Annotated in this window: 16 protein-coding genes; 11 read left to right on the top strand and 5 right to left on the bottom strand. The window is 72.2% G+C overall.

The features are described from left to right. Positions 1-6: 6 nt before the first annotated feature. Positions 7-1,473: a regulator gene (locus ACFYU0_RS33785; RefSeq protein WP_351670680.1), complete on the bottom strand. Its 1,467-nt coding sequence runs from the start codon at positions 1,471-1,473 to the stop codon at positions 7-9. A 239-nt stretch (positions 1,474-1,712) separates the two neighbouring features. Here ACFYU0_RS33785 and lipB point away from each other — a divergent pair, with 239 nt between their 5' ends. The 4 genes from lipB (at position 1,713) to ACFYU0_RS33765 (ending at position 4,771) form a co-directional block, all read left to right on the top strand. Next, a complete protein-coding gene (gene lipB, locus ACFYU0_RS33780; protein WP_389306148.1) occupies positions 1,713-2,510 on the top strand; it encodes a lipoyl(octanoyl) transferase LipB in 798 nt (265 codons plus the stop codon). A 107-nt stretch (positions 2,511-2,617) separates the two neighbouring features. Next, positions 2,618-3,583: a lipoyl synthase gene (gene lipA, locus ACFYU0_RS33775; RefSeq protein ID WP_389306146.1), complete on the top strand. Its 966-nt coding sequence runs from the start codon at positions 2,618-2,620 to the stop codon at positions 3,581-3,583. A gap of 227 nt (positions 3,584-3,810) precedes the next feature. Next, positions 3,811-4,008, top strand: coding sequence for a hypothetical protein (locus ACFYU0_RS33770; RefSeq protein ID WP_351670671.1), 198 nt, complete (start codon positions 3,811-3,813; stop codon positions 4,006-4,008). 61 nt (positions 4,009-4,069) lie between these two features. Continuing rightward, the gene (locus tag ACFYU0_RS33765; protein ID WP_351670668.1) at positions 4,070-4,771 is read left to right on the top strand and encodes a DUF4191 domain-containing protein; all 702 of its coding nucleotides are present in this window, start codon (positions 4,070-4,072) and stop codon (positions 4,769-4,771) included. 72 nt (positions 4,772-4,843) lie between these two features. Here the strand turns inward: ACFYU0_RS33765 and ACFYU0_RS33760 are convergent, their stop codons facing one another. Then, positions 4,844-5,311: an RDD family protein gene (locus ACFYU0_RS33760; RefSeq protein WP_389306144.1), complete on the bottom strand. Its 468-nt coding sequence runs from the start codon at positions 5,309-5,311 to the stop codon at positions 4,844-4,846. A gap of 209 nt (positions 5,312-5,520) precedes the next feature. On the opposite strand from ACFYU0_RS33760, the gene glnA reads away from it, so the two are divergent. Further along, positions 5,521-6,930: a type I glutamate--ammonia ligase gene (gene glnA / locus ACFYU0_RS33755; protein ID WP_351670662.1), complete on the top strand. Its 1,410-nt coding sequence runs from the start codon at positions 5,521-5,523 to the stop codon at positions 6,928-6,930. Between the two features lie 261 nt (positions 6,931-7,191). Here the strand turns inward: glnA and ACFYU0_RS33750 are convergent, their stop codons facing one another. Then, complete coding sequence (locus tag ACFYU0_RS33750) at positions 7,192-7,437, bottom strand: hypothetical protein (protein ID WP_351670659.1); 246 nt, start codon at positions 7,435-7,437, stop codon at positions 7,192-7,194. 271 nt (positions 7,438-7,708) lie between these two features. Here ACFYU0_RS33750 and ACFYU0_RS33745 point away from each other — a divergent pair, with 271 nt between their 5' ends. From ACFYU0_RS33745 to ACFYU0_RS33735, 3 genes are all read left to right on the top strand, one after another. Continuing rightward, positions 7,709-7,966, top strand: a complete 258-nt coding sequence (locus ACFYU0_RS33745) for a hypothetical protein (protein ID WP_351670657.1) — start codon at positions 7,709-7,711, stop codon at positions 7,964-7,966. Positions 7,967-8,068: 102 nt separating this feature from the next. Continuing rightward, positions 8,069-8,989, top strand: coding sequence for a zinc metalloprotease HtpX (htpX, locus tag ACFYU0_RS33740; RefSeq protein ID WP_389306196.1), 921 nt, complete (start codon positions 8,069-8,071; stop codon positions 8,987-8,989). A gap of 2 nt (positions 8,990-8,991) precedes the next feature. Further along, positions 8,992-9,576: a hypothetical protein gene (locus ACFYU0_RS33735; RefSeq protein WP_389306141.1), complete on the top strand. Its 585-nt coding sequence runs from the start codon at positions 8,992-8,994 to the stop codon at positions 9,574-9,576. A gap of 50 nt (positions 9,577-9,626) precedes the next feature. Here the strand turns inward: ACFYU0_RS33735 and ACFYU0_RS33730 are convergent, their stop codons facing one another. Beyond that, a complete protein-coding gene (locus ACFYU0_RS33730) occupies positions 9,627-9,899 on the bottom strand; it encodes a hypothetical protein (protein WP_351670651.1) in 273 nt (90 codons plus the stop codon). 122 nt (positions 9,900-10,021) lie between these two features. On the opposite strand from ACFYU0_RS33730, the gene ACFYU0_RS33725 reads away from it, so the two are divergent. Together ACFYU0_RS33725 and ACFYU0_RS33720 are read left to right on the top strand one after the other, a co-directional pair. After that, positions 10,022-11,689 carry an alpha/beta fold hydrolase gene (locus ACFYU0_RS33725; RefSeq protein WP_389306139.1) on the top strand — a complete coding sequence of 556 codons (1,668 nt, stop codon included), beginning with the start codon at positions 10,022-10,024 and terminating at the stop codon, positions 11,687-11,689. Between the two features lie 80 nt (positions 11,690-11,769). Further along, positions 11,770-12,951: a winged helix DNA-binding domain-containing protein gene (locus ACFYU0_RS33720; RefSeq protein ID WP_389306194.1), complete on the top strand. Its 1,182-nt coding sequence runs from the start codon at positions 11,770-11,772 to the stop codon at positions 12,949-12,951. Between the two features lie 45 nt (positions 12,952-12,996). Here ACFYU0_RS33720 and ACFYU0_RS33715 read toward each other — a convergent pair whose 3' ends face one another. Beyond that, positions 12,997-13,311: a hypothetical protein gene (locus ACFYU0_RS33715; RefSeq protein ID WP_389306137.1), complete on the bottom strand. Its 315-nt coding sequence runs from the start codon at positions 13,309-13,311 to the stop codon at positions 12,997-12,999. A 259-nt stretch (positions 13,312-13,570) separates the two neighbouring features. On the opposite strand from ACFYU0_RS33715, the gene ACFYU0_RS33710 reads away from it, so the two are divergent. Then, positions 13,571-13,939, top strand: a complete 369-nt coding sequence (locus ACFYU0_RS33710) for an arsenate reductase family protein (RefSeq protein WP_351670647.1) — start codon at positions 13,571-13,573, stop codon at positions 13,937-13,939. Positions 13,940-14,057: the final 118 nt, after the last annotated feature.

Here is a 14,057-nt window from a genome sequence, read left to right as displayed (position 1 = left end):
CCCGGGCTAGCCGAGCGCGGCCACCTTCTCGCGGTAGCCCCGCACGGGCGCCGCGTCCCGGTACGGCTCCAGGCGCCGCTCGAAGTCCCTGACGTACTCGACGGCCCGCACGGACCGCATCTGGGCCGCCTGGCCGGCGGCCTCCGCCGCCAGCGCGCACGCCTGGTCCAGCTCGCCGAGGCCGAGCCGGGCGGTGGCGAGGACGACCCGGCAGAACAGGCGGCTGCGGGCGTACGCGGGCGCGCGCAGCTGCAGGGAGCGCTCGGCGTGCTGCGCCGCCGCCCTGAACTGCTGGAGATCGCGGTGGCAGTGCCCGAACTCGTCCGCGAGCTGCGCCTCGTCGAAGAACCGGGCCCAGTACGGCACCTCGTCCCCGGGCCGAGCCGCCTCCAGGGCGCGCTCGGCCCGCACCAGCGCGCCGGTGCACGCCCTGACCTCGCCCAGCACCCCGTGCGCGCGGGCCTCGGCGCAGTGCAGCAGCGCCTGCACGACCGGCGGGGCGCCGGTCCCCACGCCCTGCTGGGCCACCCGCGCGAGCTGCACGGCCTCCCTGCCGTGCCCGAGGTAGACGGCCTGGCGGCTCATGGTGACCAGCACATAGGCGCCGTAGGACCGGTCGCCGGCCGCCTGGGCGAGCCGCAGGGCCTGCACGAAGTAGCGCTGGGCGAGTCCGTGCGCGGCGATGTCGTACGAGGTCCAGCCGGCGAGCCGGGTCAGGTCGGCGGCCGCGGCGAACAGGCGCCGCCCGGTCTGCTCGTCGTAGGCGCCGCGCAGCAGCGGCTCGCACTCGTGCTCCAGGTAGCGCACCAGGGCCTGCCGGGCGTGGCCGCCGCCGTAGGCGTCGTCGAGGGTGCGGAACAGCTCGCCCACCGAGCGCAGCGCGGCGATGTCCCCGCCGGTGACCCGCTGGCCCGGCGCCCGCTCGGCCCGGCCGCCGGGCCGGGCCGGGGCGGTCACGGCCTCCAGCCGGCTCCGGACGGCGGCCGGGCGGCCCTGGGCGGGCACCCGGGCCACCGCATCGCGGGCCACCCGGTCGTCGGCCTTGCCGATCAGCCAGTCCCTGCTGGGCACGACCAGACCGGCCGGGGTGAAGGCGATCTTGCGCAGCTCGGCGTGGCTGCCGGAGTCCTTGCGCCACAGCCCGCTGACGATGTCCACGGCCTCCTCCGGGGTGGACGCGAACTCGAGCCCGGCGTACACCGGCGCGCACGCGTCCAGACCGAGATCCTGGGCGGTGAGCCGGCGTCCGAGCCGGCGGGTGAACACCTCGGCGATCAGCGCCGGCGTCGTCCCTCTGGGCTGCTGGCCGCGCAGCCAGCGGGTGACCGAGGTCTTGTCGTATCGGAGGTCCAGGCCGTGCTCCAGGCCGAGCTGGTCGACGCGACGGGCGAGACCCGCGTTGGAGAACCCCGCTTCTGCGATGAGCGCGGCGAGCTGTCGGTTGGGGGTGCGCTGCGCGGGTCGGTCCGTCATCTGCGGTGCGTTCTCCTGCCTTACGGCTCTGCTGTCGTGCCCGGATTGCCGGTGAGCAGCCCTTATGGCCTCATGGACGGCGCGAATGTAGCGGAGAGTGAGCAGACGATCGCATAGATCCCCGTTCATTCATCCGATCGTGTGAGGATTGCCCGCAGGGCTGACGTACGCCGGACGGTCGTACAGTGGCGTGGGCGCGTCACGCGCCTGACACCGGTTCGCTGAGGGAGGCGCTTGCCGTGAGTGAGTTGCGGTTCGTCCGCATGGGGTTCGGTGCGGACGCCGTCGAGTACCAGGAGGCGTGGGACGAGCAGCGCCGGGTGCACGCGGCCCGGTTCGCCGACGAGATCCCGGACACGGTCATCCTGCTGGAGCACCCCCCGGTCTACACGGCGGGCCGCCGCACCGAGGAGAGCGAGCGCCCGCTCGACGGCACCCCGGTCGTCGACGTGGACCGCGGTGGCAAGATCACCTGGCACGGGCCGGGCCAGCTCGTGGGCTACCCGATCCAGAAGCTGCCCCGCCCGGTGGACGTGGTCGCCCATGTGCGCCGCCTCGAGGAGGCCCTGATCCGCACCTGCGCCGAGTTCGGCCTGGAGACCACCCGGGTCGAGGGCCGCAGCGGGGTGTGGGTGCTGGGCGACCCGGTCGAGCGGCGGCCGGCGCTCGGAGGGCTCTCCCTCGACTTCGACCCGCGCCTGACGGACGAGGAGTTCGACCCCCGGCTGAACGGCCCCGAGTACGCCCCCTCCAACGCCGGCCAGCGCCGCGAGGACCGCAAGATCGCCGCCATCGGCATCCGCGTGGCCAAGGGCGTCACGATGCACGGGTTCGCGCTCAACGTGAACCCCGACAACAAGTGGTTCGACCGGATCATCCCGTGCGGCATCCGGGACGCCGGCGTGGCGTCGCTCGCCGCCGAGCTGGGCCGGGACATCACCGTGAAGGACGTCCTGCCGGTGGTCGAGCGGCACCTGCGGGACGTGCTGCAGAACGCGGACCTCAAGCCGCGCGTCGTGGAGAAGGCGTCCGCCTGACCCGCTCACGCGCCCTGCGGCCCCGGGGTCGGCCTCGGCGGCAGGGCTCAGTAAATACGGGCGTACCCTGGTGTACGCCGAGGAATCGAAGTCACAGGGAGCCGGTCGTGTCCGCAGTCGCACCCGACGGACGCAAGATGCTGCGCCTGGAGGTCCGCAACAGCCAGACCCCCATCGAGCGCAAGCCCGAGTGGATCAAGACCCGGGCGAAAATGGGTCCCGAGTACACGAAGATGCAGAACCTCGTGAAGAGCGAGGGCCTGCACACGGTCTGCCAGGAAGCCGGCTGCCCGAACATCTACGAGTGCTGGGAGGACCGCGAGGCGACCTTCCTCATCGGCGGCGACCAGTGCACCCGGCGCTGCGACTTCTGTCAGATCGACACCGGCAAGCCCGAGGCGCTGGACCGCGACGAACCCCGCCGCGTGGGCGAGTCCGTGGTCACCATGGACCTGAACTACGCCACCATCACCGGCGTCGCCCGCGACGACCTGGAGGACGGCGGCGCCTGGCTGTACGCGGAGACCGTGCGCCAGATCCACGCGCAGACGGCGGAGCGCGAGGCCGGCCGGACCAAGGTCGAACTGCTCGCCCCCGACTTCAACGCGGTCCCGGAGCAGCTCGCCGAGGTCTTCGAGTCCCGGCCCGAGGTGTTCGCGCACAACGTCGAGACGGTGCCGCGGATCTTCAAGCGCATCCGCCCCGGCTTCCGCTACGAGCGCTCCCTGAAGGTCATCACCGAGGCCCGCGACTTCGGCCTGGTGACCAAGTCCAACCTGATCCTCGGCATGGGCGAGACCCGCGAGGAGGTCAGCGAGGCGCTGAAGCAGCTGCACGACGCCGGCTGCGAGCTGGTCACCATCACGCAGTACCTGCGTCCGTCCGTGCGCCACCACCCGGTGGAGCGCTGGGTGAAGCCGCACGAGTTCGTCGAGCTGAAGGAGGAGGCCGAGCAGATCGGCTTCTCCGGTGTGATGTCCGGCCCGCTGGTGCGGTCCTCGTACCGTGCGGGACGCCTTTACCAGATGGCCGTCGAGAAGCGGGGCTCCTACATCGCCGTCCAGGCCGTGTGAGCCGAGCGTGTGAAGTCACGCACAAGTTACTACCGGCCAGTAATGGCCGAGTCGACGCGGTCCCGGCCGTCCTCGCTGATGAGGGCGCTACCGGGGCCGCGTCGGCGTTCCCGGGTTCCACATCGAGGCTTCACGGGCGTTTGACCGGCCGGTCACGCCCTGGTAACACCATTCAGTGACTCTGGTATCACGCCCCGTATCCCGACAGTGACGAAGGGGACCCGATCATGCAGGCCGCGCCCGTTCGCGCCACACCCATCCCGTCCTTCACCGACGCGCTCCGCGCCGTCGAGTCCCTGCTCATGAGCGGTGGGCAGCGCACCGCCCGCCGCAACGCCTGGAACTCCGTCCTGGAGGACCGCCGCCGCGCCAAGGACCGGTTCGAGGCGCAGCTCGTGCTCGAGCGGGCCGCCGACCGCTCCTGAACCTCCTCCCCCGCGGGCACTGCCGTCGTGGGCGCTCCCGCGGCCACGTAGACTTCGTGGCATGGCGAGGAAGGAAAACGCGGCGGACGCCGCGAACGCAGGGCGACTGAAGCAGATCGCCCTCACGTACAAGATGACCCGCAAGGCCGACAAGAAACTCGGTCTTGTACTCGCGGCTGTCGGTATCGGCACCTTCGGTGTCTTCCTCGCGATCGGTTTCTTGATCGGCCACCCGTACTACCTGGGCATCCTGGGCCTGCTGCTGGGCGTCCTGGCCACGGCGATCGTGTTCGGCCGCCGGGCCGAGCGGGCCGCCTTCGGGCAGATGGAGGGCCAGCCGGGCGCCGCCGCGGCCGTGCTGGACAACATCGGCCGGGGCTGGACCACGACTCCGGCGGTGGCGATGAACCGCAGCCAGGACGTGGTGCACCGGGCGGTCGGCAAGGCGGGCATCGTGCTGGTCGCGGAGGGCAACCCGAACCGCGTGAAGAGCCTGCTGGCCGCCGAGAAGAAGAAGATGAACCGCATCGTCGCGGACGTCCCGGTGCACGACGTGATCGTCGGCACCGGCGAGGGCCAGGTCGAGCTGAAGAAGCTGCGCACGACCATGCTGAAGTACCCGCGCGTGCTGACCGGCCCGCAGGTCACCGCCACCAACGACCGGCTGCGCGCCCTCGGCGACCTGATGACCAACATGCCGCTGCCGAAGGGCCCGATGCCCAAGGGCATGCGGATGCCGCGGGGCGGCCCGAAGGCCCGCTAGAACGCCTCGTACGAGCAAGGGGGCCGCCCGGACCTGGTCCGGGCGGCCCCCTTCGTCATGGGGTCGCGGGCGCTACCGGCGGACCTCGACGGTCTTCGCGAGCCGGTCGTGCAGGCCGCGGCCGTCCCGGTCCCAGATCAGCGCCGGGATCGCGAGGCACAGCAGAACGGAGCGCAGCAGCGCGCGCCCTGGGTTCACGGTGCCGGTCTCCAGGGCCACGACCCGGATGCCGAAGAGGCGCTTGCCGGGGGTGAAGCCGATGGTGCCGACGGTCAGGACGCTCATGGCGAAGAAGACGAGCAGGGCCCAGTTGCTGGTCGCCGGGCTGTTGCCGTGCGTGATGAGGGCGTATGCGATCAGGACGCACAGACCCCAGTCGACGGCCAGCGCGCCCAGGCGCCTGCCGGGCCGGGCGATCGAGTTCGGCCCCTCCTCGGGCAGACCGAGCTGCTCGCCCCGGTATCCGAAGTCGGCGCCGGCGTCTTCCAGCGCCGCGCGCGGCCCGGAGAGCCACGATCCCATTGCTTGCCTGTTGTCCACCCGTCCACGGTACTGCGCCCCGGTTCGGGCACGGCGCACAGGGGTGTGTCGGGGCTAGGGTGGTGGGGTAGGCGGTTAACTTCTGCGAAACAAACGGGTCACGCCCGAGAAATCACCCGTCCCTAGGGTCGAGGGCAGCGTGTGCCACCGCACTGGCCGCACGAACGATCTACCACCCCGGCGGGATGGTCGGGAGTAGGAGGAGCTGGATGTTCCAGAACGCCGACGAGGCCAAGAAGTTCATCGCGGACGAGGACGTCAAGTTCATCGACGTCCGTTTCTGCGACCTGCCGGGCGTCATGCAGCACTTCACGTTGCCCGCCGAGGCGTTCGACCCCGACGACGAGCAGGCCTTCGACGGGTCGTCGATCCGCGGCTTCCAGGCCATCCACGAGTCGGACATGTCCCTGCGCCCCGACCTGTCGACCGCGCGCGTGGACCCGTTCCGCCGGGACAAGACGCTCAACATCAACTTCTTCATCCACGACCCGATCACCGGCGAGCAGTACTCCCGTGACCCGCGCAACGTGGCGAAGAAGGCCGAGGCCTACCTCGCCTCGACCGGTATCGCGGACACCGCGTACTTCGGTCCCGAGGCCGAGTTCTACGTCTTCGACTCCGTCCGCTTCGCGACGGGCGCGAACGAGTCCTTCTACCACATCGACTCCGAGGCGGGTGCCTGGAACACCGGCGCCCTGGAGAACAACCGTGGTTACAAGGTCCGCTACAAGGGCGGCTACTTCCCGGTCCCGCCGGTCGACCACTTCGCCGACCTGCGCGCCGAGATCTCCCTGGAGCTGGAGCGGTCCGGCCTGAAGGTCGAGCGCCAGCACCACGAGGTGGGCACCGCCGGCCAGGCCGAGATCAACTACAAGTTCAACACGCTGCTCGCCGCCGCCGACGACCTCATGCTCTTCAAGTACATCGTGAAGAACGTGGCGTGGAAGAACGGCAAGACGGCGACCTTCATGCCGAAGCCGATCTTCGGTGACAACGGCTCGGGCATGCACGTGCACCAGTCGCTGTGGAGCAACGGCGACCCGCTGTTCTACGACGAGGCGGGCTACGCGGGCCTGTCCGACACCGCCCGCTACTACATCGGCGGCATCCTCAAGCACGCCCCGTCGCTGCTGGCCTTCACCAACCCGACGGTGAACTCCTACCACCGCCTGGTGCCGGGCTTCGAGGCGCCGATCAACCTGGTGTACTCGCAGCGCAACCGCTCCGCCGCGATGCGCATCCCGATCACCGGCTCGAACCCGAAGGCCAAGCGCGTCGAGTTCCGTGCCCCGGACTCCTCCGGCAACCCGTACCTGGCGTTCTCCGCGCTGCTGCTCGCGGGCCTGGACGGCATCAAGAACAAGATCGAGCCGGCCGAGCCGATCGACAAGGACCTCTACGAGCTGGCTCCCGAGGAGCACGCCAACGTGGCCCAGGTCCCGACCTCGCTCGGCGCCGTCCTCGACCGCCTCGAGGCCGACCACGAGTTCCTCCTCCAGGGCGACGTCTTCACGCCGGACCTGATCGAGACGTGGATCGACTACAAGCGCACCAACGAGATCGCCCCGCTGCAGCTGCGTCCGCACCCGCACGAGTTCGAGCTCTACTTCGACGTGTGACAGCGCCCCAGGTCAGAGTGGCTTCCCGCGCTGACCTGGGCCGTCTGTGAGCCGTAGGCCGTGCTTCCCTACCCCGGGGAGCACGGCCTACGGCTTACTCGGGGTCAGAGCCTGCCCTTGCCGGCCGGTCTCGTGCTGGTCTGGCGGGCCCAGGGCCGGCGGCCTCGCGAGGCGCCCCGCCCGAGGTGGGACTCCCGCGCCGGACTGTGGAGGGCCGCCACCCGGAGCGTGTCCGGGTGGCGGCCCTGCGTCGTGCGTCCGTCAGCTCACCACGACGATGACGACCGGTACTCCGCCGTTGTTGAAGTTGTTGCGGAAGAAGTCGCCCCGGTCGAAGCGGTCGAAGCAGTTGCCCCACCAGCCGCAGCCCCGGTTGGTGCTGACCTGCGTGACGTGGTTCGGGGTGGCTGCCGATGCGCCGGCCGCCGAGGTGACGACGGCTCCGCCGGCCATCAGGACGCCGACGGCGGACACTGCGGCGAGACGCCTCGCGCGATGTGCTTTCATGGATCCACCTTCCTTCCACCCCTCGTGCGGCTTTCCGGGCACGAGTCGGATGGCCGCGGTCTCGGAGCGAGAGTCCGGCGCGGTCGTAGGGGGGCCGCACGAATGTCGTGGCAGGGCGTCACCATGAAGCACCCCGCAGTGCGGCTTCTCATGTCGATGCTAGCCGTCCGGTGGTCACCCAGCATCCTGGGCAACCTTTGCGGCTTCCCATGGCTCCTACTCTCGGGAGATCATCGCCCTGGCTCTGTCCGACGAGAGAGGTTGAACGGGGATGTCCGAACAGGACGACTGGGAGAAAGAGTTCGATCACAGGTGGGCGAACTCGGCTGAGCACAAAGAGCCTTCGGCCCGCGCCCGGATGCTCGCCGCCCGCTGGAAGGAGAACCCGCCGGACCCGGCGCCCTTCCGCGCCGACCCGGAGCGCTCGGCGCCCCGCCGGTCCTCGTGGATATCGACGGTCGTGGTCCTCGGCTGCGTCGCCGCGGTGATAGTCCTGCTCGGCTACGCCCAGCTGCACTCGCCGTACTAGTCCGTCACTCCGCGTGAACGGCCCGTCCGCAGTCCCCCGCAGGGGTACCCGCAGGTGCACACTGGACAGCGGGACGAGTGCCTGACCCTGGGGTGGTGCAAGATGCAGAGCCGCTTCCGGAGCGATCGGCGGCTGACCGTACGGATGTCGGTCACGCTGTTCCTGCTCGGACTGCTGTACGTGGCCTTCGTCGCCGCGTTGATCGTGTTGCTCAAGTCCTGGCTGCTGGTCGTCGTGGTGGTCGGGGCGATGTTCGTCGCGCAGTTCTGGTTCTCCGACCGGATCGCGATGTTCGCCATGCGCGGGCGGGTCGTGGAGCGGGAGGAGTATCCCGAACTGCACGCCGTGGTCGACCGGCTGTGCGCGATCGCGGACTTGCCGAAACCGGTGATCGCCGTCTCCGAGATGGGCATGCCGAACGCGTTCGCGACCGGGCGCAGCCCCGACCACGCCGTGGTCTGCGTGACGACCGGGCTGCTGCGCCGGCTGGAGCCCGCCGAGCTGGAGGGCGTGCTGGCGCACGAGCTGTCGCACGTGGCGCACAAGGACGTCGCCGTGATCACCATCGCGTCGTTCCTCGGCGTGATCGCCGGACTGGTCGTGCGGTTCGCGTTCTACTCCCAGGTCCTCGGCGGCGGCCGCAGGGACCAGAACACGGCCGCCGTCTTCGCCGCCGTGATGGCCGTCTCCGCGGCCGTGTACGCGATCAGCTTCCTGCTGATCCGGGCGCTGTCCCGGTACCGGGAGCTGGCGGCCGACCGGGCCGCCGCGCACCTGACCGGCCGGCCCTCGGCGCTGGCGTCTGCCCTCACCAAGGTGTCCGGGGACATCGCCCGGATCCCGACCGAGGACCTGCGCACGGCCCAGGCCTTCAACGCCTTCTACTTCACCCCGGCGACCGGCAGGGAGCCCGGCATCGAGCGGTTCTTCTCCACCCACCCGACGCTGCAGCAGCGGCTCGACCAGCTCGGGCGGATCTCCGCCGAGCTCGGTGAGGCGGCCACTCCGGGCAAGGCGGGCTGAGCATGGGGCTGCTGGACATCCTGCTCGGCCGTACGAAGCCGGTCGCGCCGGACTTGGACCAGTTGTTCGCGCTGCCCTCGGCCGCGATCACGCTGGAGGCGGCGGCCGGCTTCAGCCCGGCCGGCGTCGGCGCGGTGTGCTTCGCCACGGTCGAGGGCGCGGCCTTCGAGCAGACGCACCGCGAGATCCAGGCGCTGCTCGACGCGGACGCCGACCGGGCGGGGAACCCGGTGGAACTCACCCAGGACGGCTACGGCTACTCCTGGCTGATCTCCCGCCGTCCCCCCGAGCAGCTCATCGAGCTGGTCAACGACCTGCACGCGGTGAACACCTCCCTGGAGGCCAACGGCTTCGGCCCCCAGCTCCTGTGCTCACTGGCAGCCTTCACCGACGACGCCGGCCGCCGGCTGGCCCTCGTCTACCTGTACAAGCGGGGCACCTTCTTCCCCTTCGCCCCGCTCCCCGGCGGCGCCGAACGCCGGGACAGCGCGCTGGAGCTGCGGGTGAAGGCGGCGCTCGGCAGCGATCTGCGGATCGAGCCGGATCTCGGCCGGTGGTTCCCGGTGTGGGGCGCCCCCGGTCTGTGACGGACGGGAGCGAGGTGCCCCAGGTCAGCGACGACCGGGGGCGCCTGTGCTCACCTGCTCTTCTCGCGCGCCTGGCGCCGGGTCTCGAAGGGGCGCTCGCGGCGGTAGCGGCGCTCCCACTTGGCCTGGCGGTCCCGGCGTTCCCGGTACGCCCGGTAGGAGTCGGGCACCGGGCCCGCGCCGCCGGACGGCGGTGCGGCGGGCGCGCCCCGGCCGTACTTCGCGTACAGGTACAGCAGCGCGCCGGCGGCGAGCCACCAGGTGTGGTTGCCGAATCCGAGGATCACCAGGACGACGGTCCCGGCGCTGACGATGCCACGCATGACGGACCTCCTCCATGAGGTGAGCGAGGGCGGGGTGTCGGCTTCGCGCCGTTTGTTCAGAGTAGGGAGGCGGATCGCCTGTCCGCACCCCGTTTTCCGCGCGGTCCGCCGCTCGTGAGTGAATGGCACGTATGGGCGAACTCCCGCTGTTCACGAGCGAGTACGAGGACTTCGTGCGCGGGCACGACGGCGAGCGGATCAGCGGGGTGAGCGCCGGTCCGCCCGGACGGGCGACGGCCGTGCTCCTGCACGGCGCGGGGAACGGCAGCAAGGAGCGCCTGCTGCCGCTGCTCGCCGAGTTCGCCGGACAGGGCGCCCACGCGCTGGCCTTCGACTTCTCCGGGCACGGCGGGAGCAGCGGCGCGCTCGCGGAGTCGAGCCTGCGGCGGCGGTTCGCGCAGGCGGTCGGGGTGATCGACGCGCACGCCCCGGCGGACGATCCGCTGGTGCTGGTCGGGTTCAGCATGAGCGGGCAGACGGTCGCGGACCTGGTCCGGCACTACGGGCGCCGGGTGGTGGCGGTGGGCCTGTGCGCGCCCGCCGTGTACGCGCCGGAGGCCTGGGACGAGCCCTTCGGCAGCGGCGACCGGCGGTTCAGCACGATCATCCGTACGCCCGGGAGCTGGCGGACCTCACGGGCGCTGGAGGCGCTGCGCGCGTTCGAGGGGCGGGCGGTGCTCGCGGTGCCGGGCACGGACGACGTGATCCCGCCGGAGGTGACGGAGGCGGTGCAGGACGCGCTGTCCGCGCGCGCCCAGTTCACCCGGCTCGAACTGCCGGACGCCGGGCACCGGTTGGGTCTGTGGTTCCAGGACCACGCCGAAGACCGGCGGGCCCTGGCGGCCGCGCTGCTGGGCGGTGTCGAGGACGGCGCCTGGGCGGCGACCCGGCGCTGGGTGGCCGGACGGCTGCCGGGGGGCCGCGGGGTCGTGGGCTCCCGTCCGCTGTCCGGGGGCTGGTCCGCGCAGATGCGGGGGCTCACGCTGGACGACGGGGAGGAGCTGGTGCTGCGCACGTTCGTGCGGCCGTTCTTCCGGCGGCACGCCCCGGGCCTGCTGTCCCGGGAGGCGGCGGTGCTCGGTCTGCTCGCCGGGCAGGAGGGCGTTCCGGCCCCGGCGCTGGTCGCCGTCGACGCCACCGCGGAGCACTGCGACCACCCCAGTCTGCTGATGACCCGGATGCCGGGTCTGGTGCGGATGGACGACGAGGACGGGGAGTTCCTGGACCGGCGGCTGGACCTGCTCGCGGCCCAGCTGGTCCGCATCCACGCGGTCGAGCCGGCGGAGCTCCCCCGCCCGTACCAGGCGTGGACCTCGCCGGAGAGGGTGCGCACGCCGGGGGGCGCGCTGTGGGAGCGGGCGGTGGACGTGATCCGGCGCGATCCGCCGCCGTTCCGCGGCCGGTTCCTGCACCGGGACTACCATCCCGGCAACGTGCTGTTCACGGGGGCCGGGGACGGGCTCCGGGTGAGCGGGGTCGTCGACTGGGTGGAGACCTCCTGGGGTCCGGCCGACCTGGACGTCGCCCACTGCTCGACTGCGCTGGCCCTGCTGCACGGCCCCGAGTGCGGGCTGGCCTTCCGGGACCGGTACGAGCGGCACGGCGGTCACGGTCTGGCGGACGGGCCGGACCACCTGTACTGGCGGCTGCTCGACGCGCTGGCCTACCCCCCCGACGCGGCCAAGCTGGCCGGGCCCTGGCGCGAGCTGGGCCGCACCGATCTGACGCCCGGGGTGCTGGGCGAGCGGCTGGCGGCGTACGTGGGCGGGCTGATGGAGCGGTACGGCTGAATCGGGTGCGCCGGGCACCGGCCGGCGGCCGGGTCGGCGAGGATGCCGGGGACGGCACGGTGAGCGACGGGGAGGCCGGTATGGGCGACGGACGGCGGCGCATCGGTACGGCGGAGCGGCGGGCGCGGCTGGCGCTGCGCCACCGGCTCGCGGACACGGCGCGGGCGGCGGTCCCCGAGGAGGTGGCCGGCGCCCTGGTGGCCCTGCACGGCACCGACCCGGCGACGGTGTACCTGGCGGTGGCGGCGCGGCTGGCCGACGCGGCGAGGGCGGTGCCGGAGACGGAACGCGCGCTGTACGAGGACCGGACGCTGGTCCGTATGCACGGCATGCGGCACACGGTGTTCGTGTTCCCCACCGAGCTGACCGCCGTGGTGCACGCGTCGACGGGGCTCACGGTGGCCGCGCGGGAACGCGCCTCGCTGGTCAAGGACATGGCCGCGGCGGGCGCCCCGGACGCGGCCTGGCTGGCGGAGGTGGAGGCGTCCGCGCTGGCGGCGCTGGCCCGGCGCGGGCAGGCGACGGCCGCGGAGCTGACGGCGGACGAGCCGAGGCTGCGGGTGCAGTTCCCGTACGCGGCGGGCAGGAGCTACGAGGGGGTCCACACGGTCTCCTCGCGCTTGCTGCGGGTGCTCGGCGTGGAGGGCAAGGTGGTCCGGGGCCGCCCGCTCGGCTCCTGGACGTCCAGCCGGTTCCGCTGGGCGCCGGCGCCGCCGCACCCGGAGCTGGACCCGGCGGCGGCGCAGGCCGGTCTGCTGGAGCGCTGGCTGCGGGCCTGCGGGCCCGCGACGGAGGCGGACCTGAAGTGGTGGACCGGGTGGCGGGTGACGGAGGTGCGCCGCGCCCTGGCCGCGATCGGCGCGCACGAGGTCGCCCTGGAGGAGGGCACGGGGTTCGTGGCGGCCGGGGACCTGGACCCGGTGGCGGCTCCCGGCCGGCCCTGGGCGGCCCTGCTGCCGGCGCTGGACCCGACGGCCATGGCCTGGCAGCGGCGCGACTGGTACCTGCCGGACGAGCTGCGCCCGGAGCTCTTCGACCGCAGCGGCAACGTGGGCCCGACCGTGTGGTGGAACGGCCGGGTGGTGGGCGGCTGGGCGCAGCGCGCGGACGGCGGGATCGTGTGGCGGATCGCGGACGCCGGCGTTCGCCGGGAGGCGGAGCCGGGGGTGGCGGCGGAGGCGGAACGGCTGCGCGGCTGGCTGGGCGCGACGAGGGTCACCCCGCGGTTCCGCACCCCGCTGGAGCGGGAGTTGTCGGCCTGACGGTCCGGGTGCCCCGCGCCGGCCCGGGGCACCCGGCGCCGTTCCTCACCGGGTGTAGCGCATCAGCGCCCGCACCATGTGGCACGTGGTGGCGGACGGCGGGTGCACGCCGATCCGCTCGGCGGTGCCGCGGATCGCCTCGTCGTGGGCCTGGTTCGGCAGGTAGACGCCGGTGTCGAGCAGGGCTATGGCGAGGCGCATGGCCTTCAGGCGCCGGTTGTGGGTGACGTACCACTCGCGGGGCCGCCCGGCCGGCAGCGGGCGCTTCTCCGCCGGCGCGTAGGGCGAGTCGAGCCGGACGGCGCGCTTGGCGGTGGACTGGGTCGGCAGCGGCTTGGACTTCAGGGCGGCAGCGGGCACGGGCATCCTCCTGTCGCGGTCAGGGCGTCCGCCGGAAGGTCTCCGGCGATTTCCTCGAACACTGCTCCCATTCTACTGCCGGGCACTGACATTCAGGCAGTCCGAGCGGACCTCGAATGCGCAGGTGAGAGCGGAAGTTGTCGCACCGTCACGGCAGTTCCGCAAGGTGCGCATGAGGTCGCGGAAAATCGAACATCCCCGGCGCTCCGAGGCGGCCGGGCGGCGGGCGCCGGTCCGGTCCTCGCGTACGGTGTGCCGCATGGAGATCTGGATCAACCCGGCCTGTTCCAAGTGCCGCAGCGCCATCAGCCTGCTCGACGCCGAGGGGGCCGACTACACCGTCCGCCGCTATCTGGAGGACGTGCCGAGCGAGGACGAGATCAGGGCCGTGCTGGACCGGCTCGGGCTCGAGCCGTGGGACATCACCCGCACCCAGGAAGCCGCCGCCAAGGAGCTGGGGCTCAAGGACTGGGCGCGGGACGAGGGCGCGCGGGACCGGTGGATCGCCGCCCTCGCCGCGCACCCGAAGCTGATCCAGCGGCCGATCATCACGGCGGACGACGGGACCGCCCTGGTGGGCCGGTCCGAGGAGGCCGTGCGGGACGCGGTGTCCCGGAGCAGGGGCTGAACGAAACTCAACCCTGCTGTGACGCAGGTTACTTGGACGAACTCCGGTGACCGCTGAGTAACCCTGTTCGGGATCTCGTACATAGCGGCGTACGCTCCCCTACCTCTTCAGGAGGCGC

The organism is Streptomyces sp. NPDC003720 (assembly GCF_042875075.1).
GTDB lineage: Bacteria > Actinomycetota > Actinomycetes > Streptomycetales > Streptomycetaceae > Streptomyces.
This window is presented reverse-complemented; position numbering and strand designations above follow the sequence as displayed.

Coding starts and splice junctions, on each gene's coding strand:
- ACFYU0_RS33785 (WP_351670680.1), bottom strand. CDS start 1,473: ATGACGGACCGACCCGCGCAGCGCACCCCCAACCGACAGCTCGCCGCG.
- ACFYU0_RS33710 (WP_351670647.1), top strand. CDS start 13,571: ATGGAGATCTGGATCAACCCGGCCTGTTCCAAGTGCCGCAGCGCCATC.
- ACFYU0_RS33750 (WP_351670659.1), bottom strand. CDS start 7,437: ATGAAAGCACATCGCGCGAGGCGTCTCGCCGCAGTGTCCGCCGTCGGC.
- htpX (WP_389306196.1), top strand. CDS start 8,069: ATGCAGAGCCGCTTCCGGAGCGATCGGCGGCTGACCGTACGGATGTCG.
- ACFYU0_RS33735 (WP_389306141.1), top strand. CDS start 8,992: ATGGGGCTGCTGGACATCCTGCTCGGCCGTACGAAGCCGGTCGCGCCG.
- ACFYU0_RS33770 (WP_351670671.1), top strand. CDS start 3,811: ATGCAGGCCGCGCCCGTTCGCGCCACACCCATCCCGTCCTTCACCGAC.
- ACFYU0_RS33720 (WP_389306194.1), top strand. CDS start 11,770: ATGGGCGACGGACGGCGGCGCATCGGTACGGCGGAGCGGCGGGCGCGG.
- ACFYU0_RS33730 (WP_351670651.1), bottom strand. CDS start 9,899: ATGCGTGGCATCGTCAGCGCCGGGACCGTCGTCCTGGTGATCCTCGGA.
- ACFYU0_RS33745 (WP_351670657.1), top strand. CDS start 7,709: ATGTCCGAACAGGACGACTGGGAGAAAGAGTTCGATCACAGGTGGGCG.
- glnA (WP_351670662.1), top strand. CDS start 5,521: ATGTTCCAGAACGCCGACGAGGCCAAGAAGTTCATCGCGGACGAGGAC.
- ACFYU0_RS33725 (WP_389306139.1), top strand. CDS start 10,022: ATGGCACGTATGGGCGAACTCCCGCTGTTCACGAGCGAGTACGAGGAC.
- ACFYU0_RS33765 (WP_351670668.1), top strand. CDS start 4,070: ATGGCGAGGAAGGAAAACGCGGCGGACGCCGCGAACGCAGGGCGACTG.